This window comes from Paenibacillus glycanilyticus (assembly GCF_030161375.1).
In the GTDB taxonomy this organism is placed as follows: Bacteria; Bacillota; Bacilli; order Paenibacillales; family Paenibacillaceae; genus Pristimantibacillus; species Pristimantibacillus glycanilyticus_B.
On the sequence record NZ_BSSQ01000016.1, the window covers coordinates 55,050 to 81,383 of the forward strand.

The 26,334-nt window shown below is 48.9% G+C and carries 20 protein-coding genes; all 20 read left to right on the forward strand.

What is annotated here, in order from left to right:
* The first annotated feature begins 24 nt into the window (after positions 1-24).
* The 20 genes from lipA to QQK89_RS20430 all read left to right on the forward strand — a co-directional run bounded on the left by lipA (position 25) and on the right by QQK89_RS20430 (position 26,330).
* Positions 25-936, forward strand: coding sequence for a lipoyl synthase (gene lipA, locus QQK89_RS20335; protein WP_284240499.1), 912 nt, complete (start codon positions 25-27; stop codon positions 934-936).
* 16 nt (positions 937-952) lie between these two features.
* Entirely contained in the window at positions 953-1,618 is a 666-nt protein-coding gene (gene sdaAB / locus QQK89_RS20340) for an L-serine ammonia-lyase, iron-sulfur-dependent subunit beta (protein ID WP_284240500.1), read from the forward strand.
* A gap of 26 nt (positions 1,619-1,644) precedes the next feature.
* Positions 1,645-2,526, forward strand: a complete 882-nt coding sequence (sdaAA, locus tag QQK89_RS20345; RefSeq protein WP_284240501.1) for an L-serine ammonia-lyase, iron-sulfur-dependent, subunit alpha — start codon at positions 1,645-1,647, stop codon at positions 2,524-2,526.
* 21 nt (positions 2,527-2,547) lie between these two features.
* Positions 2,548-4,020 (forward strand): dihydrolipoyl dehydrogenase, encoded by a 1,473-nt coding sequence (gene lpdA / locus QQK89_RS20350; protein WP_284240502.1) that lies wholly within the window; start codon positions 2,548-2,550, stop codon positions 4,018-4,020.
* A 164-nt stretch (positions 4,021-4,184) separates the two neighbouring features.
* Positions 4,185-4,829 (forward strand): ankyrin repeat domain-containing protein, encoded by a 645-nt coding sequence (locus QQK89_RS20355; RefSeq protein WP_434481731.1) that lies wholly within the window; start codon positions 4,185-4,187, stop codon positions 4,827-4,829.
* A 43-nt stretch (positions 4,830-4,872) separates the two neighbouring features.
* Positions 4,873-5,352 carry a nucleoside deaminase gene (locus QQK89_RS20360; RefSeq protein WP_284240504.1) on the forward strand — a complete coding sequence of 160 codons (480 nt, stop codon included), beginning with the start codon at positions 4,873-4,875 and terminating at the stop codon, positions 5,350-5,352.
* 34 nt (positions 5,353-5,386) lie between these two features.
* A complete protein-coding gene (rlmH, locus tag QQK89_RS20365; protein WP_284240505.1) occupies positions 5,387-5,866 on the forward strand; it encodes a 23S rRNA (pseudouridine(1915)-N(3))-methyltransferase RlmH in 480 nt (159 codons plus the stop codon).
* A gap of 226 nt (positions 5,867-6,092) precedes the next feature.
* Positions 6,093-6,467 (forward strand): ArsR/SmtB family transcription factor, encoded by a 375-nt coding sequence (locus QQK89_RS20370; RefSeq protein ID WP_284240506.1) that lies wholly within the window; start codon positions 6,093-6,095, stop codon positions 6,465-6,467.
* A gap of 5 nt (positions 6,468-6,472) precedes the next feature.
* On the forward strand, positions 6,473-7,294 hold the full coding sequence (locus QQK89_RS20375) for an N-acyl homoserine lactonase family protein (RefSeq protein ID WP_284240507.1): 822 nt from the start codon (positions 6,473-6,475) through the stop codon (positions 7,292-7,294).
* A gap of 51 nt (positions 7,295-7,345) precedes the next feature.
* Entirely contained in the window at positions 7,346-7,915 is a 570-nt protein-coding gene (locus QQK89_RS20380; RefSeq protein ID WP_284240508.1) for an NAD-dependent epimerase/dehydratase family protein, read from the forward strand.
* Between the two features lie 209 nt (positions 7,916-8,124).
* Complete coding sequence (locus QQK89_RS20385) at positions 8,125-8,559, forward strand: MarR family winged helix-turn-helix transcriptional regulator (RefSeq protein WP_284240509.1); 435 nt, start codon at positions 8,125-8,127, stop codon at positions 8,557-8,559.
* A 93-nt stretch (positions 8,560-8,652) separates the two neighbouring features.
* A complete protein-coding gene (locus QQK89_RS20390) occupies positions 8,653-8,994 on the forward strand; it encodes a hypothetical protein (protein ID WP_284240510.1) in 342 nt (113 codons plus the stop codon).
* Between the two features lie 540 nt (positions 8,995-9,534).
* Positions 9,535-10,575, forward strand: a complete 1,041-nt coding sequence (locus QQK89_RS20395; protein WP_284240511.1) for an AraC family transcriptional regulator — start codon at positions 9,535-9,537, stop codon at positions 10,573-10,575.
* 27 nt (positions 10,576-10,602) lie between these two features.
* The gene (locus tag QQK89_RS20400; RefSeq protein ID WP_284240512.1) at positions 10,603-11,397 is read left to right on the forward strand and encodes an SDR family NAD(P)-dependent oxidoreductase; all 795 of its coding nucleotides are present in this window, start codon (positions 10,603-10,605) and stop codon (positions 11,395-11,397) included.
* Between the two features lie 255 nt (positions 11,398-11,652).
* Positions 11,653-13,392, forward strand: coding sequence for an ABC-F family ATP-binding cassette domain-containing protein (locus QQK89_RS20405; RefSeq protein ID WP_284240513.1), 1,740 nt, complete (start codon positions 11,653-11,655; stop codon positions 13,390-13,392).
* Between the two features lie 203 nt (positions 13,393-13,595).
* Positions 13,596-16,679: a BTAD domain-containing putative transcriptional regulator gene (locus QQK89_RS20410; protein ID WP_284240514.1), complete on the forward strand. Its 3,084-nt coding sequence runs from the start codon at positions 13,596-13,598 to the stop codon at positions 16,677-16,679.
* A 202-nt stretch (positions 16,680-16,881) separates the two neighbouring features.
* A complete protein-coding gene (locus QQK89_RS20415) occupies positions 16,882-22,545 on the forward strand; it encodes an InlB B-repeat-containing protein (protein WP_284240515.1) in 5,664 nt (1,887 codons plus the stop codon).
* A gap of 271 nt (positions 22,546-22,816) precedes the next feature.
* Complete coding sequence (locus QQK89_RS20420) at positions 22,817-23,761, forward strand: ABC transporter permease (protein WP_284240516.1); 945 nt, start codon at positions 22,817-22,819, stop codon at positions 23,759-23,761.
* Between the two features lie 15 nt (positions 23,762-23,776).
* Positions 23,777-24,706, forward strand: coding sequence for a carbohydrate ABC transporter permease (locus tag QQK89_RS20425; RefSeq protein ID WP_284240517.1), 930 nt, complete (start codon positions 23,777-23,779; stop codon positions 24,704-24,706).
* Positions 24,707-24,812: 106 nt separating this feature from the next.
* The gene (locus QQK89_RS20430; protein WP_284240518.1) at positions 24,813-26,330 is read left to right on the forward strand and encodes an ABC transporter substrate-binding protein; all 1,518 of its coding nucleotides are present in this window, start codon (positions 24,813-24,815) and stop codon (positions 26,328-26,330) included.
* Positions 26,331-26,334 lie beyond the last annotated feature (4 nt).

Consider the following 26,334-nt stretch of genomic DNA (forward strand, 5'->3'; position numbering starts at 1 on the left):
GGATTTAAGGGAGGGGACGGCAGGATGCGGCAAACGAAAGAACCAAAGCCGGAATGGCTGAAGATCAAGCTGAACGCAGGCGATGGCTACCAGGAATTAAAAGGAATGATGCGCGGGCGTAAGCTGCACACTGTATGTGAGGAAGCGCAATGCCCGAACATCTTTGAGTGCTGGAGTCAGCGTACCGCGACGTTTATGATCTTGGGAAAAGTATGCACGCGTGCCTGCAGGTTCTGTGCCGTCACCTCGGGCATGCCAACGGAGCTTGATCTTGAGGAGCCGAGGCATGTCGCGCAATCCGTCCAGGAGATGGGGCTGAAGCATGTCGTTATTACCTCTGTGGCAAGAGACGATTTGAACGATCATGGTGCGACGATGTTTGCCGCGACCATTACGGCCGTTCGCCATCTTAATCCGCTCACCGATATTGAAGTGCTTATTCCGGATTTCGGCGGTGAACCCGATCGGCTGGCTGTCGTTCTGAATGCGAAGCCAAACGTGCTGAATCATAATCTCGAGACGGTGAGGCGATTGTCGGATAAGGTGAGGGCAAAAGCGAAATACGACCGTTCGTTGTCGCTTTTGCAAGCGGCAAAAGCGCTCCGCCCCGGTCAAACGACCAAGTCGGGCTTAATGGTTGGGCTTGGCGAGACGAAGGATGAAGTGGTAGAGGCGATGAGCGATCTTAGGAAAGCGGGCGTTGATATTGTAACGATTGGCCAATACTTGCAGCCTACCCCTAAACATATCGCGGTTCATCGGTATTATCATCCCGATGAATTCAAGGAATTGAAGGAAGCGGGCATGGCGCTCGGTTTCGCTCATGTGGAAGCGGGGCCGCTGGTACGAAGCTCTTACCATGCGCGCGAGCAAGCGGAAAGCGCCAAAGCAGCAAGCAGCGATTATTCCTCGCTGCCAAAGGAAACATGGGCATAATAGGGGGTAATCTGCGATGCGTTTCAAACATGTCTTCTCCATTATAGGGCCGGTTATGGTTGGGCCATCGAGTTCCCATACGGCCGGCGCGGCAAGAATCGGGCGCGTGGCCCGGCAACTGCTCGGATGTAGTCCGGAGGAGGCCGAGATTACGTTATACGGTTCTTTTGCGGAGACGTATTCCGGTCACGGGACGGACCTGGCGCTGCTCGGCGGTTTACTCGATTACGATACCGATGACGCGAGGATTCCGGATGCGTTCGCTGAAGCCGAGCGGCTTGGCATGCGTTACGACATTCGCGTTGGAACCGGCGTCATGCCTCATCCGAATTTTGCGGAAATTACGCTAAGAGCAGGCTCGCGGGAAGCAAACGTTCAAGGAGCCTCCATCGGCGGAGGGAATATCGAGATTCATTCCATCAACGGGTTTGATGCGGGCTGCACGGGCAACTATCCGACGCTTGTTATCGCTCATCAAGATCAGGTTGGCGTTATCGCATCCATAACGGGCATGGTGAGCGCATCCGGGCTGAATATCGGGTTCATGAACGTTGCCCGCAAGGCACGCAGCGGCGCTGCCATGACCATTATTGAAGGAGACCGGGTACCGCCTGATGAGTTGGTTGAATCGCTCCATAAGCTGCCAAGCGTAGAAAACGTGTCGGTAATCGATGTCAGGTAAACTTGTCGCAAGAAGGAGATGAAGGCATGCGATTCCGCACCTTAAAAGAACTAGAAAGCATATGCCAAGCTGAATCGCTGACGATTGCGGAGCTAATGATCGCCGAGCAAGCGCGTGAGACGGATGAGTCCGAGGCTGACATTATAGCCAAGATGAGCAGCTATTATCAGGTGATGAAAGAGGCCGTAAGCAAAGGGCTTGAGCCTGGCGGCGCGCAGTCGCGCAGCGGATTGACCGGAGGAGACGGACTCAGGATGAACGAGCATGTCCTTGCCGGGGAACCGTTGGTCGGGGAATGGGCGGGCAAAGCGCTGGCTTACGCGCTTTCGGTATCCGAGGTGAATGCTTCGATGGGACGAATCGTCGCTACGCCAACGGCAGGTTCCTGCGGGATTCTTCCCGGCGTACTCGTCAGCTCTCAAGAGCGGTTCGGCTGGAGCGACGAGAAAGTGGTGTTAGGATTGTTCGCTGCGGGAGCTATCGGTTATGTCATTGCGAACAATTCGTTCATATCCGGTGCGGAAGGGGGATGCCAAGCGGAGGTTGGCTCGGCGATTGGCATGGCCGCGGGCGCGATGGTCGAGCTGCGCGGCGGCTCGCCGGCTCAGGCTGTGCATGCCGTTGGCATTGCGCTTAAGAATACGCTGGGACTGATCTGCGATCCGGTTGCCGGTCTCGTGGAAATCCCTTGCATCATTCGCAACGGGCTTGGCGCCGTTAATGCGCTTGCTGCTGCCGATATGGCGCTTGCCGGAGTCCGCAGCATTATTCCTTCGGATGAAGTGATTGGCGTTATGCATGAGGTGGGTACCAAAATGCCGGTCGAGCATCGGGAGACGGCTTTGGGAGGACTGGCGGCAACGCCAACCGGTCGCAAGCTGACGGAGCAACTAAAGGCGAAGAAATAATCTTCTGGGGAGAGGATACGGATGGAGCTTTACGATATCGTTATTCTGGGCGGAGGCCCCGGCGGATATATTGCCGCCATTCGGGCGGCTCAGCTTGGCAAACGTACGGCGCTTGTCGAGAAAGAGAAGCTGGGCGGCACCTGCCTGCATAAGGGATGTATTCCGAGCAAAACGCTGCTGCGCAGCGCGGAGCTGTTCGAGACAATGAAGCGAAGCGGTAGCTTTGGGATCCGCGCGGAAGGGTTGTCGCTTGACTTCGGCGGCGTGCAAAGCCGGAAGGACAGCATTGTTGAGCAGCTTGAAAAGGGTGTACAGTTCTTAATGAAAAAGAACGCCATCGACGTCTATTCCGGCACGGGTCATATTGTAGACGGGACAGGCCGGGAGGCGGCTGAGGCAGGTTGCAATGGGGTTATAAACGTTACACGTGGAACAATTCAGGGGAATGATGGCGTCGATATAGCGGGAGACACAGGTGAAGAAGCCATTCGAATAGGTTATCGGGACCTTATTGTCGCAACGGGCTCCCGGCCGCGGCGCATTGCCGGCTTGCCTTCGCATGAACGCGTCATGAGCAGCGATGAAGCACTCGCAATGACGGACGTGCCGGCTTCGATTGTGATTGTTGGCGGCGGCGTAATTGGCGTTGAATGGGCGTCCATGCTAAGCGACTTTGGTGCTCAAGTGACTATCGTTGAAGCAGCCGAACGCATTGTCCCTACGGAGGATGCGGATATTTCGCGCGAACTGAGCAGACTATTCGCGAAACGCAAGATCAAGGTTCTGACGGGTGCGAAGCTTCTTGCAGAGAGCGTTGCAGCCGGTGAAGCGGGCGTAACGCTGGAGATTGAACGCGGCGGCAAGGTGGATCGGCTTGCGGCAGAGCGGATGCTGGTGTCGGTAGGACGTGCCGCTAACGTTGAAGGATTCGGGCTTGAACGGACGGCCGCGAAGGTTGAGCGGGGCGTTATTGCAGTGGACCCTGCTTCCATGCGCACGGCGGACCCGCATGTGTACGCGATTGGTGATGTCATCGGCGGCTTGCAGCTTGCCCATGTAGCGAGTCATGAAGGAGTGGCGGCCGTGGAGGCGATTTGCGGACTCGAGACCCATGCGCCGGACCCGGCTTCCGTGCCGAAATGCGTGTATAGCCGTCCGGAGCTGGCGAGCGTTGGGCTTACCGAACAAGCGGCGGTGGACAGCGGGCGCGAGGTCAAGGTGGGGAAGTTTTCTTTTAAAGCGATCGGCAAGGCGCTTGTATTCGGGGAATCGGACGGCTTCGTCAAAGTGGTCGCGGATGCGGCGAACGGGGCTGTGCTTGGCGTACATATGATTGGGCCGCATGTGACGGATTTTATTGGCGAGGCGGCGCTTGCCCAGCTGCTGGAGGCAACGTCCATGCAGGTAGGGCGGATGATTCATCCTCATCCTACGTTGTCAGAAATTATCGGGGAAGCGATGCTTGGCGCTGACAAGCTGGCGCTTGGGATGTAAGAAGGAAGGGAATGGCGCTGCCGCTAAGAGCGGGGCGCTTTTTTTATATAGAACCGGTTGTTTGGAATCATTTTACTCTCCTCTCGTGAGGCGTTACACTATATGGACAGAGATACGGAGTTGATCGTAGCCCGGTTAGGGGCACTTTATCCGAAAGTGGCTCGTTGCAGGACAATCACAATCAGGAAGAGGAGCGTGTTGAACAAATGGATGCTATTAACGAACAGCTGCTGCAAGCGGCAGAGAGCGGTAACGTGGATAGAATACGGCAATTAATTGGAGATGGCGCGAATCTGAACGTGCAGGATGCAAGAGGGCGTACGCCGGCTATGATTGCAACCTATAATAAGGATTTTCAAACGGCTAAAGTGCTGGTTGAAGCGGGAGCAGACGTGAATATTCTCGATAACATGCGGAATACGCCGTTCCTGTACGCGGGAGCGGAAGGCTACTTGGATATTTTGCGGCTGACCATCAAGGCCGGCGCGAATACGAGAATTACGAACCGGTACGGAGGCGTAGCGATCATTCCGGCTTCCGAGCACGGTTATGTGGAAGTCGTCCGTGAGCTGCTTGAGCAGACGGATATCGACGTGAATCATGTCAATAATCTCGGCTGGACGGCATTACTAGAGGCGATTATTTTGAATAACGGGAACAAACGGCAGGTTGAAACGGTGCAATTGCTTATTGAGCATGGCGCTGATGTTAATCTGGCCGACGGCGACGGCGTTTCTCCGCTACGGCATGCCCGTACGAAAGGGTTCAAAGAAATCGAGAAAGTTCTTCTGGCAGCAGGAGCGAAGTAGGCCATTGAAATGGAATCGTGAATACATACGGGAGGGATCATAGATGATAAACGATAGGGATCGGAACTATTTGAAACGTTGCGTGGAACTGGCGCGAACCGCTCTGGAAGAGGGGGACGAACCGTTTGGCTCCGTACTAGTTGCTGATAACGGCGCCGTGTTAATGGAAGACTATAACCATGTGAGCGGCGGCGATCATACGCAGCATCCCGAGTTTGCCATTGCCCGTTGGGCGGCGAACCATCTGACGGAGGAGCAGCGTGCCCGCGCGACGGTCTACACCTCTGGCGAACATTGCCCGATGTGCGCGGCGGCGCACGGCTGGGCGGGCCTTGGCCGAATCGTCTACGCAAGTTCGTCGGCGCAACTGGTGGAGTGGCTAGGCGATTTTGGCGTTCCTCCGTCGCGCGTCCGGGCGCTCCGCATTGAGGAAGTTATTGCGGACACCGTCGTGGATGGTCCTGACCCGGAGCTGGCGGAGCAAGTGAGGGAGCTTCATCGCTTATCCCGCGCCAAGAATTAATCGACCATAATCAGACATAAAGGAATGAACGAAAGTGCATATACAGATTGCCACGGTTGGCAAGCTTAAGGAAAAATATTTGGTGCAAGGCATTGCGGAATATGCCAAGCGGCTCGGGCCTTACGTGAAGCTTACGCTCACGGAAGTGCCCGATGAGAAGGCGCCGGAGACGATGAGTCCGGCGGAGGAAGCGCAAGTGCGCGAGCGCGAGGGGGAACGGCTTCTGGCTCAGCTGAAGCCGGACGCCCATGTGGTGACGCTCGCGATTGGAGGCGAGCTCTGGTCCAGCGAGGATCTCGCGGGCCAGCTCGATAAGCTTGCCACGTATGGCAAGAGCCACGTGGCTTTTGTGATTGGCGGGAGTACGGGGCTTGCTCCCGCGGTACTGCAGCGCGCCCAGCAGAAGCTCAGCTTCGGGCGCATGACGCTGCCGCACCAGTTGATGCGGCTGGTGCTGATCGAGCAGATCTACCGCGCGGTTAAGATTAACCGCGGGGAACCGTATCATAAATAAACGTAAACTCATAACTAAAAGAAGCGTCAAAGACCATGTCTTTGACGCTTCTTTTAGTTGGATGGTTTCCTGCATTGTACAGAATAGTTAAATCGTTTTTTGTGAAGTGTACATTACTACATGGAGATACTTGTTAGTCTCGATTTACTTTCCCAATGACTATTTAGTATTTTATTTTGTTATTATTGGTCCAATAAATCAATCCATTAATCAGAGGTGATAAACAATGCTAGAACGAAAGGAGCGTCTAAAGAATATTGCTAAAGAATTTAGAGAGTGTAAGGACGCCCTTACCGCCATTGGTGATGAAACGCGTCAACATATCATAATGGCTCTTATCGAAGGCGAGAGCGAATGTGAGGAAGGTATTCGAGTTGGGGAACTGAAATTAAGAACCAACTTGTCTCGTCCGGCAGTATCCCATCACCTGAAGGTATTAAAAGATGCCCAATTAATTGGTATGACTAGAGTAGGTACGATGAATTATTACTATTTGGATATTGTGAATAGTGATATTTTCAAGCTTAAGCAGCTTTTCGACAATATTACTGACTTTATACATGAATATCAGCAGGGGATCGCGTCAGATGAAGGAGAGTAAAATGAATGACATCTACAATTAAAGTTCATGTGTTGCATTGTGGACAAGTTCAAGTAGATATAGCAGTACCATTTAAGCAAAAAACGTTAAATCCGCTTGCGTTTACTGGTTTATTTCGTTCTTCAAAACATCAGATTGTAATCCCTGTATCCGCATATCTTATCGAACATCCGAAAGGACTTGTTTTAGTGGATACTGGCTGGCATACGGATGTACGAGGTGATCAGGCTAAGTATTTGGGTAAAATTTCCTATAGGATCAGCAAAGCTTTTCTTCCAGAAGGTCAAGCCGTTCATGAGCAGTTGCTGAAGATGGGGATAAAGGCGAAGGATTTGGATTACGTCGTGATAAGCCATATGGATGCCGATCATGCCAGTGGTATCAAGTTGTTGAATGAAGCAAAGAACATGATGACCAGCGATATGGAGTGGCAGGCAACAGTGAAAAATAAACTCCGCTATAAGCAGCACATGTGGGAAGGAATAGAGATAAAGCCGTTTTCGATGACTGATTCGGAATATGGCCCAATGCGCAAATCATTTGATTTATTCAATGATGAGTCGATTGTGTTCGTCCATACGCCCGGTCATTCCCATGGTATGGTTTCTACCATTGTGCAGAATAACGGGAAATTCGTGCTGTTGGCTAATGATACCGGATATTCAAAGGAATCCTGGGAGGAGATGATTCTCCCTGGAATTGTGGTTAACAAGAAACATGCGTTTGAGTCATTGAAGTGGGTCAAAAACATGAGTTTAAAGTCGAATTGCATAGAAGCTTTAGCAAATCACGATCCCGAAATTTTACCTCATGTAATTGAGTTGTAATTCAAGGGACATGAGTAAGCATAATCACAATAATTGGAAGGGGAGATTGTTATGACAACAGTTGTATTATTGGGAGGGAACGGCTATATAGGGAGAGCCGTGACCAAGTTGTGGCTAGCAAAAGATCGTCAAGTAGAATTTGTAGTAGTGTCGCGATCTGGGAATAATAAACTTAAGGATTCACGTATTCGGAATGTAACTGCAGATGTAACTAACTACGATTCTGTCGTTGCCGTGATGCCAGAAAAGTTTGATTATATTGTTGATCTTGTTGGACGTCCTGAAAAGGATACCGCCGCTTTGGAAAAAGTAAATAGATTGCCGGCGAATATAATGAAAAGAATTGCAGAAGAAAAACAGGTTAGGGCAATGGGGTTCATTGGAGGCGTTCTAGGTCCTAAATCATTTACTTTAATAAAATCGGATATTATAAAGCAACTAAAAAATAGTCGAATTAGGTTAGAAGTTGTTGAACCTACACTGGTCTATGGTGAAGATCGTAATGATGGTTTGTCTAAGTTAGTTCCGATATTTAAGTTTTTGGGGACTTTTTCAAAGGGACTAAAACCAGTTCTTGTTACACGAGTAGCCGAAGAATTGGTTGAAAAGTTGGTGCGTTAGGAAAGTTCTGTTTAAAAGCCCATTTCTTCTGTTAAAGAAGTGGGCTTTTGTTTATATTGAGGTGTATATCTTGTGGTCAAATCGCAGTTTGTGTTTAGATATATTAAGGTGAACCGTACCATAAGTGATGGCGAAATAATATTGCTGTGTGATATGGAATTGACACATGAGAAAAAAATAAGCTATATTAATTTAGGGAGGCTAAATAAATGAGCCATCCATTTGGCAACAATGTCGGGTATTGGGTCAAGCAGATCTATAAGGATTTCTCTCATCTATATGAACAGAAACTGGAGGTATACGGACTAACCTCCGCTCAAGTTAATGTGTTGGAGCTATTATGGGTTCATGGTGATGGGGTGACTCAGAAGGATCTGCACGAAAGACTCAAAATTCGTCCAGCATCACTTACCAATTTGTTAAATGCTCTTGTTGCAGGTAATTGGATTTTCCGTAAGTCGGATTCGCAAGATGCAAGAACGAATAGAGTTTTCCTAACGGACAAAGGCAAGAGTCAATGCAAGGTATGCATGGATATGATAACAGAACTCGAACAAGTTATCAGACAAGGGTTGTCACCGGAAGAAATTTCGTTGTTGCTCGTCTGGATGAAAAAAATCCATCAGAATATAGCGCGTGAATAACAGGACAATCAAGATTCACTTTGATTTTATATTTAGTTAAACTAAATATAATTCCTGTTTTCTTTATTTGCATTTCATAGGGAGGGTTAGTAAGTGGCATACTTTTATTTATGTGCAGCGGTTACCTTGATAAGTGCTGCTGTAAGTTTCGGCTTCTCGATTAATGCTTTTTTAAAGGCTAAAAAACAAAGCACCGACGCTTTTGCGAATTCGATGTACGCAATGTCGAGGAGTTTCTCTCTAGTATTGGCAAGCGTTATTCCGCTTTTTTATGAGACGTATTCCTATTTATTGACCGTCACGATTGCAATGATTTGCGTACAAGTTTTGGATGGATTTATTGGCATAAAAATAAAAGATACGTTTAAAACGATAGGTCCATTTGCAACAGCTGCAGGGAACGGAATCGTGTTGATTCTTTTGTTATTGAATTAGTGCTACTGAATGGTTTCTTGTTTTAGCAAACGCCCCTGCTGATGAACGATTGGCATAATCAATTAGATACGAATTTGACCGGGGCATTTCTGATGATCCATGCGGCGCTTCCCTCTCTTTGTGCTCGGCACTGTTGGACAGCCCGGCAAAACAAGACTGGCTGCGGATTTTGGCTATGACGAGCTGTTCGTCCGTACCGTTTACGGGGGATTAAACTAATCAGTACCATCTCGCTAGGGAGATTAAACGAGCACGAGCAAATCGAAACAACGCAAGGGCCATCCTTTAGGGGGATGGTCCTTTAATTTGCCCTTACAGACAGGAACGGTGTAGGCTTTCGGAGTAGTGGAGACGCTAGTTAGTATGAATGGGACACTGTTTATTTCAACAAGTGTTATTGGATGATGGCGTAAGTTGCATGTTTATTGACACCCTCTGCTAGTTACATATCTAATCGTTAAGGTTATCATTAAATCCGTAAGTCAAGGGAATGATGCTTCTCATCCGAATGTGTTAGTTAGCAGAAGGAGGTGCTCCAAAATGACGACTCATTCATTTGACCGTATCAAAATGCCGCAGGGTTTCTGGGAAGGATTACATCAATTAGGAATAGCCCCCCATGATGTAGCCCGCAAAGCCGGCTTGCCACTCACTGTTATTTTTGAGCAGACCGTTAACACCGCTCAATATTACGCAATCTGGCAGGCGTATTCCGACTTGGCAGGCGATATTGCCCAAGGGATGATCAAACTTGCAACCATTTATGATGTAACGAAATACCCACCACCTATAATGGCGACCTATCACGCTCGTGATTACCGAGATGCTTTGCAGCGGATGGTCCGATATAAACAGTTCTGTCCCCCCGAAAGCTTGAGGATGCTTGAATCAGACGAGGAATGCATGATCGAATTGGAATTGCTCGATGCCAATCAATTTTGTCCGCCATTGCTGGTTGGCATTACGCTGGCATTCCTGCTTGAATTGGGACGACGTGGCACAGGTCGGCATTTGACGGCAAGCGCCGTGGAGTTTTCCCAGCCAATGGGAGATGTACAAGCCCTTGAAGCTTATTTCGGTTGCGGCATCCGTACGAATGCCGATCGCAATCGATTGACGTTGCATTTGAAAGACCTGGACTGTCCTTTTATTACCTACAATAAGGAACTTCTAGAGATTCTCACTCCTGCCTTGGACCGTACGCTCCATGAACAACAAGGCAATCCTTCCATTTCGGATACGGTCAAATGGATTCTGAAGCGCAACTTCAGCGGCGGACGTCCCGATGTACAGACGGTAGCCAATGAATTGGGTATGAGCGAGCGCACGTTGCAACGCCGGTTAACCGATGAGAGCACAAGTTTTAACCATCTGCTCACGCAAGCAAAGCATGAACAGGCTTGTATGTATTTGGCGGACTTATCGCTCGATATCAAGGAAGTGGCATTCTTAGTTGGATATGAAGACCAGAACTCATTCTATCGCGCATTTCGCGCTTGGGAAGGCGATACGCCTGCCAAATGGCGAAGCGAACATGTGGTGGCACATGATCACGCAGAAGATAGACTGAAATCTTATTAACTTATTAGGAAAATGGAGAATTGAATCATGGATATGGGATTGAATAATAAAACGGCGTTGGTAACAGGATCAACAAAGGGAATCGGTAAAGCCATTGCCTTAGAGTTAGCTAAAGAAGGCGTTAATGTACTTGTAAATGGACGAAATCATAAAGAGGCAGAATGCGTAGTTAACGAAATCAAGGCCGCGTACCCGAATACTTCTCCCCAAAATGCGGCAGCGAATATCGTTAATGCAGCTGAGCGAGAAGCCTTGTTTGAAAAGTTTCCACAGGTTGATATTCTGGTCAACAACACAGGAATTTATGAAATCATGTCCTATGATGATGTAGACGACGCCGTGTGGGAACAATACTTTCAGACTAACGTACTTGCCGCAAACAGGCTGTGCAAATTCTATATGCCCAATATGCTTAGTAATGGTTTCGGTCGGATTATCTTTATTGCGAGCGAAGAAGCGGTGATGCCTTCCGGGCAGATGCCGCAATATGCCGTAACGAAATCCATGCTTCTATCTTTGTCGAAGAGTCTGTCTAAATTGACAGTGGGGACGGAGGTAACTATCAATACGATCATGCCCGGGCCAACACTCTCGGAGAATGTTCAACAAATCATCGAGAGCGTCTTTTCGGATGAGAACATGACTTTTGAGGAAAAAGAAAAAACGTTCATGGCTACTAATCTCCCGAACTCCGAGTTACAGCGTTTTATCAGGCCGATGGAGATCGGCAGACTTGCGGCATTTGTTTGCAGCCCTTATGCGACGCCATTCAAAGGCTCGCCTATCCGTATGGATGGAGGACTAGTACCGACGATTTACTAATTATGCTCAACCAGAGGACATTAATCCAGCCTCCATTTTCATTGAATGATGAAAATGGAGGCTTTTATATCGTAAAGGTTGGCCGCGCCACCCCGGTAGGAATACCCGCATCATATGAGGCGATACATCTCGACATGGATTTGATTCGCTGCCCCATAGTGAGTAGAATAAAATGGAATTGAAGTTAGCTGTAAACAGTGTTACCCTAACAGCGGTAAACTCAAAAACTATGGTTTGCAAAGAAAGGTCATACTTATGATAAAAGTCGATAATTTATCCTTCTCGTTTCCACAAAAAGAATTATATAAAAACATTTCATTTACGCTTGAAGAGGCGCAGCATTGCGCTTTTATAGGAACAAGCGGCAGTGGGAAAAGTACATTGATCGATATCTTGATGGATCCGGAAAGATATTTGTTCGAAGGCAAGTTAGAAATAGATCCGACCTGCAAAATTCGGCATGTAAGTCAATTCCCGCAATTCGATAAAACAAAAGAAACAACTGTTTTTGAATATATAGGGGAAGAATTTATTAAGCTGCAAGATGAAATAACAGCGATTTGCGTGGAGATGGAAACATCATCGGACATGGATGCGTTATTGGAAAAGTATCAATTAGCTTTAGACGCATTTGATGCAATCGGCGGGGCTGATTTTGAAAGCATCATTAATAAGAAGCTAAATCTAGCCAACCTCACGAAGCTAAAAGATCTTAGGGTATCCGACCTGAGCGGCGGAGAATTCAAGCTTATTCAAGTAATGAAGGAAATGCTTAGCGGTCCGGACTTGCTGATTATGGACGAGCCCGATGTGTTTCTGGACTTCGAAAACCTGAATGCTCTAAAAAATCTTATTAATTCCCACAAGGGAATGCTGTTAGTTGTTACGCACAATCGTTATCTATTGAATCATTGTTTCAACAAAATCATCCACCTTGAAAACATGGAGATCCAAGAGTTTGACGGGCGGTATATTGAGTATAACTTCTCCTTGCTTCAGACTAAGATCGAGTTACAAGAAATCGCAATCGCCGAAGCTGAAGAAATGGAGCGAAACGATAAGATCATCGATAATCTTAGAGCTATTGCAGCTTATAATTCAGAAGCATCTAGAGGCAGAGCGTTAAAAGCTAGGGTTAGGTTCCAAGAAAGATTGGAAGCGCGCAGAATTAAAGCGCCATTTGTTGAGATTAAGCAACCGAATATTCATTTTGGAATTGAGAATGAAATGGAAGACACGGTTGTTGTAAAGGTCAATAATTACAGCGTTAGCTTTGATGAGTTGCTTCTTGACCATGTTAGCTTCGAGATAAATTCTACGGACAAAGTAGCCATTATTGGTCCAAACGGTACGGGGAAAACGACTTTACTCCGGGATATCTTTAAGAATAACCAGGCTTCCATTGAAATAAACGCGGATGTTAAAGTGGGTTATTTGTCTCAGAATCAAGGCGAAGTGCTAAAGGATTCGAATACCATCCTAGAGGAATTCATCGATGCTGGGTTTAAAACGTATGATGAGGTTAGATCGTATGTTGCAAACTATGGCTTTGAAGGAGAAATCGTTAATCAGAAGATAGCGTCTTTATCCGGTGGAGAAAAAAACATGCTTCAATTAGCGAAAGTTTCCGCCAAAAACGCAAATGTGCTGCTCCTTGATGAACCAACAAGCCATTTAGACATCTATTCGCAAATCGCGCTGGAGAAAGCGATTGAAGACTATAAAGGCGCCATTCTCATGATTTCCCATGATTTCTACTCGGTTGTAAATGGCATGGATTATGTTCTGATCATTGACGATAAGACGATGAGAAAGATGAGCATGCGCAAATTTAGACAAATGATTTATGCCAGCCATTTCGATAAAGACTATCTAGAAAAAGAACAAAACAAGAAATCTGTTGAAATGAAAATAGAATTGGCTTTAAAAGATAATAATTTCGAGCTTGCACAAAGATTAGTTGGCGAGCTGGAAGAGCTGATTAAGCTGCTGTAAATTTTAAATAGAAACCCTCTGGTTTCAACGATGAAAAAGACACTGACGGAGATATTCCCAGTGTCTTTTTTTGTTGCGTGCCGATACAGTCGCCAATGTTGTGCAGCCTAATGCACACAGCAGAGGAATTTACGGATTGGTGTCGAAATTACAACTAAATTAACTAAATTACTCATTATCTGTCCTATTTTGGAGGATCATTAATGATTGCCACAACAAAGATATACATCCCTCATGAACGGCATACCCTGGTTAAACGCTCGGAACTGCTTCGGCTGCTTGATGAGGGTATGGATGCAAAGCTGACATTCTTATTCGCTCCATCCGGCTATGGGAAAACGACGGCGTTAAGCGAATGGGCCAAACATAGCGGCAAGTCTGTTGCGTGGGTATCGCTGGGTAAGCAGGACGACGATTGGACCACCTTCTGGAATCTTGTCATTGCTTCGATTCAGAGTCGTGTCGACGGCTTTGGCCAGACCGTATGGCCACTGCTAGCAGAAGGATCCTCCGCATCTTCATCATCAATGGAGCCGGCGATGACGGCGCTGCTTAACGAGCTGAATCAACTGCCGAGCGAGCTGGTCATCATGTTTGACGATTATCATCTTACGACGATGCCAGCCATCCAGAAATCGATGAGCTACTTGCTTGAGTACCTCCCCAATCATATTCATGTATATATCGCAAGCCGTAACGACCTCCCCTTTCCGACAGCAAGGTTATTTGCGAAAGGCGAGATGCAGCGGATTAGAACCGAGCAATTGCGGTTTCGGCTGGAGGAAGCGCATGATTTCTTCCAAGAGACGACGGAATTGAAGCTGTCGGCGGAGCAGCTTTATATTCTATACAACCAAACAGAGGGTTGGATTAGCGGTTTGCGGCTCGCGGCAATTGCACTGAAACGGAGCAGCAATGTGGCGGAATCAATCCTTCAATTCAGCGGCCATCAGCAGCCTATATCCGATTACTTGCTGGAGGAAGTCATTCATGACCTTCCGGAGGAGATGTACGATTTTCTGCTGCAAACTTCTGTGTTAAGCCAGATGAATCATGCTCTGTGCGAGGCGGTGACGGGACAATCGAGAGGTCAGCAGCAGCTGGAACAACTGGAGCAGCTTCAGTTATTCACTATTCCGCTGGACGGCGAGCGCATCTGGTATCGCTATCATCCTCTGCTGTCGGATTTCCTGCAGTCGGTGCTCGCTCGAACAGAGCCCAAGCTGTGGATTCAGGCCAATGTGCGTGCTGCGCAATGGCTCGAGCACAACAGGTATATCGTAGAAGCGGCGGAGCATTATTTGGCGGGAAGGCAGTATGAAGATGTCGTTCGCCTGATTGAAGAGCATTTGTACGAACTTATTGGAGGCAAGAACATTGTCGTTGCCCGTTGGGTGATGCAAGTGCCTGAGCAATATGTAGCGAACCGCCCGCTTGTTGAGCTTTTTTATTTGCTCGTAATGGTCGGAGTACGGCAGTTCCATAACATTCCGGATCGAGCGGAACGGCTTCGAATCCGTGTCGAAGCGATGAAGGATCATATGGATGCTGACGCATGGCGCTTGACGATGGGGGACATCTATTATTTCTGCGGTGCCGCTGCCTTTGTGAGAAGAGACCTTGCGGGCACGGCCGATTATTTTATCCGCGGCGATACGTTAGCACCCGAGCAAAGCTTCTTTATTCAAGGCGGCAACAATAAGCATTATTCGGTTGAAGAGTTTGATGATCACCTGTGCTACATTAACGAATATCAAAGTGCAGTACAATTTTTCACCAGAATGATAACGTATTGGCGGGACCGCGTTAACCATCCGTATGCGACACCGATGTATGCTTCCTATGCCAAGGTTATGTACGAGTGGAACCGTCTGGAGGAAGCGGAGGACTGGTTAGGCCGCATTATGCATGCGGACGGTTTCGCGCCGGTTCCTCGCAATCGGTATCAACTCACGGTGGCTGCATCGAGAATTCATCAAGCCAAGGGAAACCCAAGAGAAGCCGCGGCGCTGCTAGAACAACTGAAGCTGAAGATTGACTCCCCTGATTATGATGTTTTTATGCGCAAAATAGAAGCCGAACAAGCGAGCTTGGCGGTCCGGCAAGGTGATTTGGAGTCTGCTTGGTGGTGGTTACAGCAATGCGGACTGTCGCACTCCGACGAAGCAACGCTGGACAAAGTGTCGGAACAATTGACGCTTGTTCGCGTGCTTTCCGCCTGCGGGCAATTCGAACCGGCGCTATCACTTGCGGAAAGATTGTATCATCTGTTGAACAAGGAAGAGCGTCTACGGGACCGCATTCACGTTATGCTATTACAAAGCATGGCATTATACCGGGGCAATCAGATGAAGCCGGCGCTTGCGAAGTTGGCTGACGTTCTGCGTCTAGCTGAACCGCAAGGGTTCATTCGCAGCTTTGTGGACGAAGGCCCGGCAATGGCGGAGCTTCTGTCTATCTATGTGCAGTCGTCGACGGATGTATCAAGTTATGTGCGTCTCATCCTACAAGCGTTCCATGTTGATCATGCGCTCCCTCGAATCAAGATCCGATGTTTCGGGCGGCTGCGCATAGAGACCGAGAATGGGGATGCGATCAAGTGGCGGACATCCAAAACCGAAGAGTTGATGGCATTTTTAATTTACCATCGCAACGAGACGGTGAGCAGGGATCGAATCCTCGATTCGTTGTGGGGTGAAGTGGAGGTTGACCGGGCGGGGGCTCAGTTTAATACAACGACTTACTATTTGCGAAAAGGTCTAAGCCAAATCGGGCTAGACGGCATCGTTCAGCATGTGGAAGGCGGTTACTGTATCGATACGAGCCGATTGGACTGCGATCTGGATGAGTGGGATCGCTTACTGGCCGTTGGAAAGCAAATAGATGACATTGCGCTAAGTGACTATGCCGCTCAATGGGTTCAATGTTACGGAGAGGGCTTTATGGCGGGCACCTCTTACGCGTGGGCAGAGCCGACGCGGATTCGCCTGGAACGACAGTTCGTCGACATGTTGCTGCGCCTGCATGAACGTGAGGGGAAGCGGGGACAGTACTACGCCGCTGCAGAACTGCTCCGGAAGGCGCTTGCGCACGATCCGATGAATGAGGACATTCATGAGCAGCTTATTAGTGTACTGGTGTTGGCGGATGACCGTATTTCCGCGATGAAGCAGTATGAGATGCTAAGGAAGATGCTTCGGACTGAATTCGGGATTGAGCCGAAAGAATCGGTCAAAAGACTGGTTGATTATTACATAGTTAGCGAGACGAATTCGCATATAAATTAATATGTTTTCGCTATGAAGGGAGTGTCCCTTGGTCATGAAAGATGACCAAGGGACACTTTTTTTTGCCTATTTCGACAGAATTCTACGTAGACCGCTATTTGTTTAGGGTTTGTTTAGACTGATTTTGATAGGCTGAAGCCAAATATTCCGAAATTGCTATTTTTGTAGACATGCGTAGACAAACTGCTGGAGGGGAAACATCGTGTATAAAAGGTTACTAAGTTTATTACTAACGTTCGCTATTCTCGTATCGTTAGTACCCACTCAGATTTTTGCTGCTGAGCGTAATACTGTCGATGCACCTTCGACAGTTGATTGGCATGAACTGTCGTTAGATTCTGCCGCAAACGGTTCTGATGAGCAACAACCGCTTCAGTTTGAGGATGTTAAATCATCGGACTGGTTCTACAACGCTGTAACATACGTACAACAGAATGGACTATTCAGCGGTACAGATCATGATCGCTTCTCGCCTAACGGTACAATGACCCGCGCTATGTATGTAACAGTACTTGGGCGTATGGCAGGCGCTGATGTAAGCCAATATACAACGTCTACCTTTGAAGACGTAAAGTCAAATGCTTGGTATATGCCTTATGTGCAATGGGCCGTTGACAAAGGTATTACAGGTGGAACCGGCAACCATAAGTTCTCGCCGGATACAACGCTAACAAGAGAACAGATGGCAACGCTGACTTTGCGTTTTTTCGATGTCTATAACATCCCTTATCAGACGAATGCCAGCTTAACCTCTAAACCAAACGATATAACCGACATTTCTCCATGGGCGGTTGATGCGATCGTCAAGCTTTGGCAGGCAGGCTTGCTTACTGGGGATGCAAACGGAAATTTCAATCCACACTCCCATGCGACTCGTGCCGAAGCTGCCACTTTTAGCATGCGTAGCAACGAGGTTGTGAAGGCAGGAACAACCCCGGATCCAACAGAGCCAACACCATCTTCAACGACAACGACAACAAACCCAGGTTCTGGTGGCAGTGGCAGTGGCAGTGGTAGTGGGACAGGCACCACCAGCTATACCATTACGTTCGAAACCAACGGCGGCAGCGCTATGAATAACCTTATGCTGTCTCAGGGTGCACCGCTAAATAATCTTCCGGCACCGCAAAAGGCAGGGTTTATTTTTCAAGGTTGGTACAAAGATAGCGGGCTTACTCAGCCTGTAAAGGATAACGATTCCGTTACCGGCAACATGACGCTCTTTGCCAATTATATTTCAAGCCCCGATGTGGCTGTGGCGAGTATTCCCAGTGTAACGGTGTTGGATCAAGCACCGAGCTTTTCTATTCAAGTGAACGATGCTACAGGCAAGATGACGGCTGCGCAAGTGAAAGCGGGTATGTTGTTCGAATCCTCGGCAAACCCCGCGTTTGCGGGTATTATCGTCACTGGTTCGAATGGTCGCTTCAGAGTAGCTTCCGCGGCTCAAGACGGCAAATTCGAGGAAGGCAACACCTATCAAATCACGCTGACCGATTCCAACCTTTCTTTCCAGGGTCAAGATGCTACGACCACCATCTATGGGTTTAGCATTGCTAAACAAGCGGTCCTGAATGTACCGCTCAATCCGGATATGATCTATCTTTCATTCGAAGATGTATCGAATATGATGCTGGACGGCGCGGATGTTGACTCCCCTTCGATTCCGGTAATTACGACAGGGGTAGGGGATAGCGGAGCAAAGCTAAATGAAGCGAATGCGACCAACGGGACATTCGACTATACCGGGGAAACAGAGATTCAAGTTGGCGATACCGTCGCTATCTATGAAGGGGTTCGCCCTGATCTGCGTACTGCGGAGACAAGCGATGCGGATAACGGCGATGTTGCTTATGTGCGGATCTCAGCAATCCCATCGATCAATGGCAGCACCTACGCCTATACCCATGCGGATTCCAAGAAAGTACTGAACAAACCGGATGTTCTGCCTGTGAGTGTGGCGGCGGACACGGATGGGGATACAACCAACCAATCCATCACGGTAGAGCATTCTGCGATGAACTATAGTAACAGCCAGTATGCGCCAATGGGTTTGAATGAACTCACGGTGGTTAATGCCGGCGACTTTATCGCCTTCTACGATGGTGAATTCGGTGGAGAAGGCACTTCGGCGGGATATGGTCTTATCACGTCGATCACGCATGACGCGGAAATGGATATTATTGCGTACACCGATGCCACTCTGGATCAAGTCACGAGCGCTCTAAATGTCTATCAGCAGCAAGCGCTTGATGGCGATCAGTTACTGTCCGATGAGGATGTCGCGGCGCTGGAAGGGCAAGTCAAGCAGCAAGCGGTAGCCAGCGGATTCGTCGATGAGGCCGCCGATTATTTGTCTGATTTGGCGCTGCACACCGACAGTTTCAAGCAGCAGTACAGTAGGCTTGCGCCAATGGCTGCAACAAGCGCTGCTTCCAAAGTAGATGTGAAGAATCTGACGGTCGTACCTTCCGTTACCACTACGTTGAAGCACATCTCCGGACATACCTCCGGTGTAAGTGTCTCACTCCAAGTGGGTGCCGATATTGTCATTCCTATTAACAACAAGAGTGACATTGTCATCCATCTGACCAGCACCTTTGTCGAAGAAATGTACTTTGATCTTGGTGTCAATGGGGATACTCAGTGGCATTGGTATTGGATTTTCCCGATATTGGATGATTACATCATCACCGCTAACCTAGACGCCTATACGTATACCGGGATCAACATTACGGCCGAGATCGCCACCGTCGATGCGGAGCAGTTGGAGGCTGCGTTAGCGGACTGGGATAAAGCCGAGAATAATGGGGCATTAGGGCAAGTAGAGAACATCGCGACAGAGCTCAAAGCGCTGATCGCAGGTGTAGAAGATACCGGAGTAGACGCGAAGACACTGAGGGATAAGTACCAAAGTATGCTGCAGGACGAGACGGAATGGGTTCCGCTAATCAACAAAAACCTCGTCGATAAAAGCGTAAGAGTGTGTATTGGTATCGTTGAGGTCAATTTCTCGGTTGACTTCGTTGTTAGTGCCAACGTAAATCTGACGGTGGGCATTGATTTCAATTACAAGAGTGCCAAGCGCTATTTGGCTACCGTGCGCATTTTTAGTATCACAGGCAGCAGCAACACCGTAAGTTTGCCTGGCGATGGGGATTACCAGTTTAAATTTTATGTCCTAGGTACGCTCGGATTACGAGCGGGGGTTAACGTAGAATTGAAGGCGGGGGTTGGAAGCGTCAAGTGGGATAGTATTGGCATCTCCGTTGAGCCTGGCGTTTACTTGAATCTGAGGGGATATTTCTACTACGAATTAAAGAATACAGCCGGCAATAAGGCAACAACGTCTCTGGGCGCACTGTATTTGGAACTTGGCATTTACTTGGAATCCGCATTTGGCGCACAATTGGGCGATGGAATGCTCTCAGCCGAGGTGCCGATCTATGACAATGAATGGCCGCTCTTCTCAGCGGGGGCATACGAAAATGTCTTTGATTTCGACTATCTGCAGGATGATACGCTTGGCTTAACATTCGCAGGCAGCCTGACGTCTCTCCCAGTATCCTATCTTTTCACGATGAGTGTGCTGAATTTGAAGACGGGAGATATGGATAGCAAGGCGTTTCCCCCTTCCAACTTCGATATTCAAGTGGATAATTCGAATTTCAAGTTTGATGCAAACACCAAGACAATCTCAGTGGTCGACAAGACCATCGCAGGGAGTACGGGGAATTTGGTCATCACATGGAAAAATGCGCCTCTAGCGTTCACCACTACGCCAATTAAGCGCACGATCCCACTGACCTGGTCCGCCAAATCAGGCAACATTACGATCCTGCTGGATCCGCAGAACGATGGAAGCAGTCTAGTTATCTCGGCGCCTTATAACGCAACCATTAAGGCTCCGGCAACGCCAACCTACCTAGGATACACCTTTGACGGTTGGTATACAGATGCTTCTTATGGGACCAAGTATACGATTCCAAGTAAAATGCCTGCGGAGGATATCCGCCTGTATGCGCATTGGATAGCGAATAAGAACACGCCGTATACGGTTCTCCGTTATCTGATTGACCCTGACACGGGGAATGCCGTTCTTAAGTCAACAGAGTACAAGACGGGAACAACAGGCGCGGGAATTTATTACGAGGCCAACGATTATGCTGCAGGCATCGGCAATATAGCATCTCCCGTAAGAGATGTGATCAAGGGAGACGGCTCAACGATTGTTAGGCTGTATTACAACCCTTTTAGTTCCACAATATACTTCAACTGGGGATATTCTGTGGCGAACAACATGAGTAAAGTGACCGCCCCAGTAGACAAAGACATCTCTAATCTGGTACCGCTGCTGACAAGACCCGGGTATAAGTTCGTTGGATGGTCGCCATCTATTCCGAGCAAAATGCCAAGTGGCGGGGGCACGTACACCGCACTGTGGACACCTAGAACGGATACTCCTTACGCAGTCGTACACTTGCAGCAGGATATTAACGCGAATACTTACACCGTCGTGGATACGGAATCTTATGTCGGTGTAACAGATACAACCGCGAGCACGGCAACGCCTAAGAGCTATGAGGGGTTTAGCTTTGACAAGACGATTGCGGGTACCGTTCTATCCGGCAAAATAGTGGCTGGCGGCACAACGGTCCTTAAGTTGTACTATAAGCGTGACACCTACAAGGTGACGTTCGACGCCAATGGCGGCACAGGCGGCAGTACGGTAAATGTGGCGTATGGAGCATCTATATCCAACATACCTAAGCCACAAGTAACAAAATCGGGATATATATTCACGGGTTGGTCGTCTTCGCTGTCTCCAATGCCAGAAACAATGCCCGCTCAGGCGGTTACCTACACGGCACAGTGGGCAGATGCTGATGAGATTACCGGGGTAACGATTGACCACACGTCACCTCAAGTCGGCGATATCCTTACAGCTACTGCAACGATGGCCGATGGGAAGACGGCAGGCGATCGCGTGACTTATGAATGGATGGTAGAAGATATAGCCGGAAGCAACCGGTATGTGTCAGCTACAGGCATAGGGAAAACAACAGCGAGTTATACGGTTGCGGCAGCCGACGTAGGGAAGAAGCTGCAAGTTTGGGCGTACGGTGCCAATGAAGGCCTCGGTATGGTACTCAGCACAGCAACGAATAATGTGCAGGCTGCCGATCCAATTTCCGGGCCTCTTCCTGAATGGATTACCAGCGCTCAGGCATTAGATTTAACCTCGGCGACGGTCACTGTCGCATCTTCAACAGAGGTATCCATAAGCGGTGCTGCGCTGACGGATGATTGGACAATTCCGGAAGACGTCACCTTGAATATGAGTGATATGACGTTGAATGACCATACCTTGACCATTGCGGAAGGTTCGACGCTGAATATAAGCGACTCTACGGTGGACGGCAATATTGAGGTCTTGGCAGGAGCAACGCTGAACGTGACGGATACAACGTTAGACGAAGGCTACACTTGGGACATTTTGGCGGATGCCGCGCTGAATGTGAACGGTACGGTTACGCTGGCTACGGCAGCATCGTTGGTCGTTGACGGTACATTCCATATTCCAAGCTCGGCGACTGTTATTAATAACGGCACAATTACAGGTTATGAAAGTACGGGCTACATCACAAACAACGGTACGATCACGAACAACAACAGCATCTCTAACTCCGGTACGATCATGAGTAACGGCACAATCGCAAACTCAGTCACCGGCGTCATCTCGAACTTCGGTACGATTACGAACGCCGGCATGATCACGAACAACGGTTCAATCTTTAATATAGAAGACGCGATAATCAACAACGGCGGCGGCTCGTTTACAGGTAACGTTCCGATCACCTTGTAACGAGAATCGCTTGGATGACGTAGTGAAGGGGCTTTCCGATAATGGAAAGCCCCTTTATCTATTACAAACGACCTTTATGGTTGAAAATCAACATCCTTTCCAAAATCTAACGTTTGTTGACTGCGGTCTCATGTTTTTAGTCTAGAACTGGGCAGGAGATTTTCTATAAAATTACATTAAAGAGATGGATCAGCACGCACTTATGAATGCGCTTACGCAGTGCGGGAAGCGCGTATAGGCTGAACATAAACACAAGCAAGGAGTGACGAACATGGACAAGAAGAGCGGACAAAGACGATTGCGAACACGCTGGCGCACGCAGGATACCGAACTGACGTTTCTGGCTCTGCCAACGACTATTTGGTACATCTTGTTTTGTTTCTTGCCAATGTTCGGCCTTATTATTGCCTTCAAAGATTTCAAGATCCACGGCGGTTTTCTGAGCAACGTCATCAACAGCGATTGGACCGGCTTCAAAAACTTCGAATTCCTGTTCAAGTCGAACGACGCTTGGGTCGTAATCCGCAATACCCTGGGCTACAATCTGATTTTTATTGTGCTGAGCATTGCGGTCCCCGTTACGTTAGCGCTAATGATCGGTCAACTGCATAGCGGCAAGGCCGGTAAAATCTATCAAACGTTAATGTTCTTGCCGTACTTTCTCTCTTGGGTCGTGGTTTCCGCCATTGTGTGGGCGTTTCTAAGCTTCGATAAAGGGATCGCCAATCAATTCCTGAATGTTCTCGGCAATGACCCGGTGAACTGGTATATGGAGCCGAAATATTGGCCGTACTTCCTGGTATTTATGAACGTATGGAAGGGACTTGGTTATGGCATGGTTGTCTACTTGGCAACCATCGCCGGCATTGACAGCACGTATTACGAGGCTGCCGTCATCGACGGCGCGTCCAAGTGGCAGCAAGCGCGCTTTATTACGCTGCCGCTCATGAAACTAGTCATCGTCATGATGTTCATCCTGGCTGTAGGCCGCATCTTCTACACCGACTTCGGCTTGTTCTTCCAAGTGCCGAGGGATTCCAACTCGTTGTTTAATGTAGCGACGACGATTGACGTTCTCGTGTATAAGCAGCTCAAGTCCGCTACGTTAGGCATGGCATCGGCCTCTGCATTCTTACAATCCGTGCTTGGTTGCGTCACCATTCTAATTGCCAACTGGGTCGTCCGTGTCGTAGACCGAGAGAGCGCAATGATGTAAAGGGGGAAGCGGGAAATGTCATCAGGAGCAAAATTCAACTCGGGTCTGGACAAGTTCAACCGGGTTCGAACCGGCACAAACGTAGTTTTCCATCTGATTTTTATCGTATTGGCGCTGATTTGCCTTATACCTGTCCTTGTGGTGCTGTCCATATCGCTGACCAGCGAGGATTCGATTCGGGAGAGCGGGTATCATCTCTTCCCGACGGCTTTCTCCGGTGATGCTTATCGCTATATTGCGGAGCAAGGGACGATGATTACGAAAGCGCTTGGCATCTCCGTGCTTGTTACCGCCCTCGGTACCGTGCTGGGCGTCATGCTTACTACGTCGATGGGTTACGTCCTGTCCCGGCCGAATTACAAGCTGAAAGGGCTACTGACCTGGATCGTATTTATCCCGATGGTGTTCAACGGAGGGTTAGTATCCAGCTACTATATCAATTCGAATTTGCTGGGCCTCAAAGATACGGTGTGGTCGCTTATTTTGCCGCTGGCCGTCTCCTCGTTCAACGTTATCATTTGCAAAACGTTCTTCCGAAGCACGATTCCCGACGCGCTGATCGAATCCGCCGAAATCGACGGCTCGAGCCAATTGCGCATCTACTTCTCGATCGTGCTGCCGATCTCGCTGCCGGTTCTGGCGACTATTGGTCTTTTCCTCTGCTTCGCTTATTGGAACGACTGGTTCCAATCGATGCTGTACATCGACAACCAAAGCTTGTACTCGCTGCAGGCGCTCTTGAACAGCTTGATGACCAACGTGGATGCCCTGGCGAAAAATGCTTCCAGCATGGGCATCAGTTATGCGGAGCTTGTCGCAACCATGCCTAAGGAATCGGCGCGTATGGCGGTGGCCATGGTCATTATCGTTCCCGTAGCCGTTGCTTACCCGTTCTTCCAGAAATATTTTATTTCGGGACTAACGGTAGGCGCCGTGAAAGGTTAATTCGAAATAAGCCGGCAACCGTCCGGTTTATGATATCCGCCGCGCCATGTAGACGGCGGGAATAAAGAAAGCAATTAAAGAAAGCAATTAAAGGGAGGAAATGTAAATGAATAGGACGAAGAAAAAATGGCTCGCGTTAAGTGCCGTAGCGCTACTGACAACGGCTCTTGCGGGCTGCGGCAACTCGAATTCGAATTCCGATTCAAAGAACAGCACGCCTTCGAACGCCAACGCTACAGAAAGCACGCAGACGGAAACAAGCAAGCCCGCTAATTCGGGCGATGTGCCTACGCTGGTATGGTGGACGATCGGCGGACAGACTCCCGCTAACTTCGATAAAGCGATCGCCGCAATGAACGAATACACGGCCGAGAAGATCGGCGTGAAGATTGATATTAAGGTAGCAAGCTGGGGCGACTGGGATACAAAGATCAATACGATCGTAAATACCGGCGAACCGTTCGACATCATGTTTACGAACAACTCCAAGTATAGCCAGCAAGTAACCTTGGGCGCGTTCGCCGATCTGACCGACTTGGTGCAAAGCGAAACGCCGGATCTCTTCAAGCTTATTCCTCAGAATGTGTGGGACGGAACGAAGATCGGAGGGAAGATCTACTCCGTGCCGACGTACAAAGACTCGTCTTTAACCCAGTACTGGGTGTTCGACGATAAGTACGTGCAGAAATACGGCATCGACACGGCTAGCATCAAGACATTGAAGGATCTCGACAAACCGTTCCGCGACATGAAGGCAGGCGAAGGCAAAAGCTTCTACCCGCTGTCGCTCACGCAAGGCGACGGATTTAACGGATTTTTCAACGGCTACGACGATATGACGCTAGGTCTTCCGCCGATCGGCGTGAAAGTCGACGACGCTTCGCGCAAGGTCGTCTCCGTGCTGGAACAGCCGGATGTTATGGACGGACTCAAGCAGCTGCACCAATGGTACCAAGACGGCATTATCAATCCGGACGCACCAACAAAGACGGAGGCAGACAAAGCCCGTCCGTTCTTCGCGGCGCAGGCATTCCCGGGTGCGGAGGCAGGCTGGCAGATTACGGAGGGTGTCGAGAAATACGACATGTTCCAGATCTTTGGCCCGATCTATACGACAAGCACGATCCAAGGCTCCCTGAACGCCATCTCGGCGAATTCGAAATATAAGAATGAAGCGTTGAAATATTTACAGCTCGTCAATACGGATTCGAAACTGCGCAATATGCTGGCCTTCGGCGAGCTGGGCGTCGATTATGATAACGTGGACGGCGAGAAAGTGGTTGAGCGCAAATCGGATACATGGCCGCTGGCCGCTTATACGCAAGGGACGTTCTTCAACCTCGCCGTAACGAAAGGCGCACCGGTAGATCAATGGGATCAAGTACGCAAGCTGAACGACCAAGCGACTTCCTCGACAAACTTGGGCTTTGCGCTGGACATCAGCAAGCTGAGCACCGAAGTGGCCAATACGAAAGCGGTATGGGATAAATACCGGTATGAGCTGATGACGGGCGCTTCCGATCCGGAGAAGATGGTACCGAAGATCGTCTCGGAATTGAAGGCTGCCGGCATGGATGCGATTACGAAGGCCGCCCAAGAGCAAGTGGATACGTATTTCAAATAAGCTT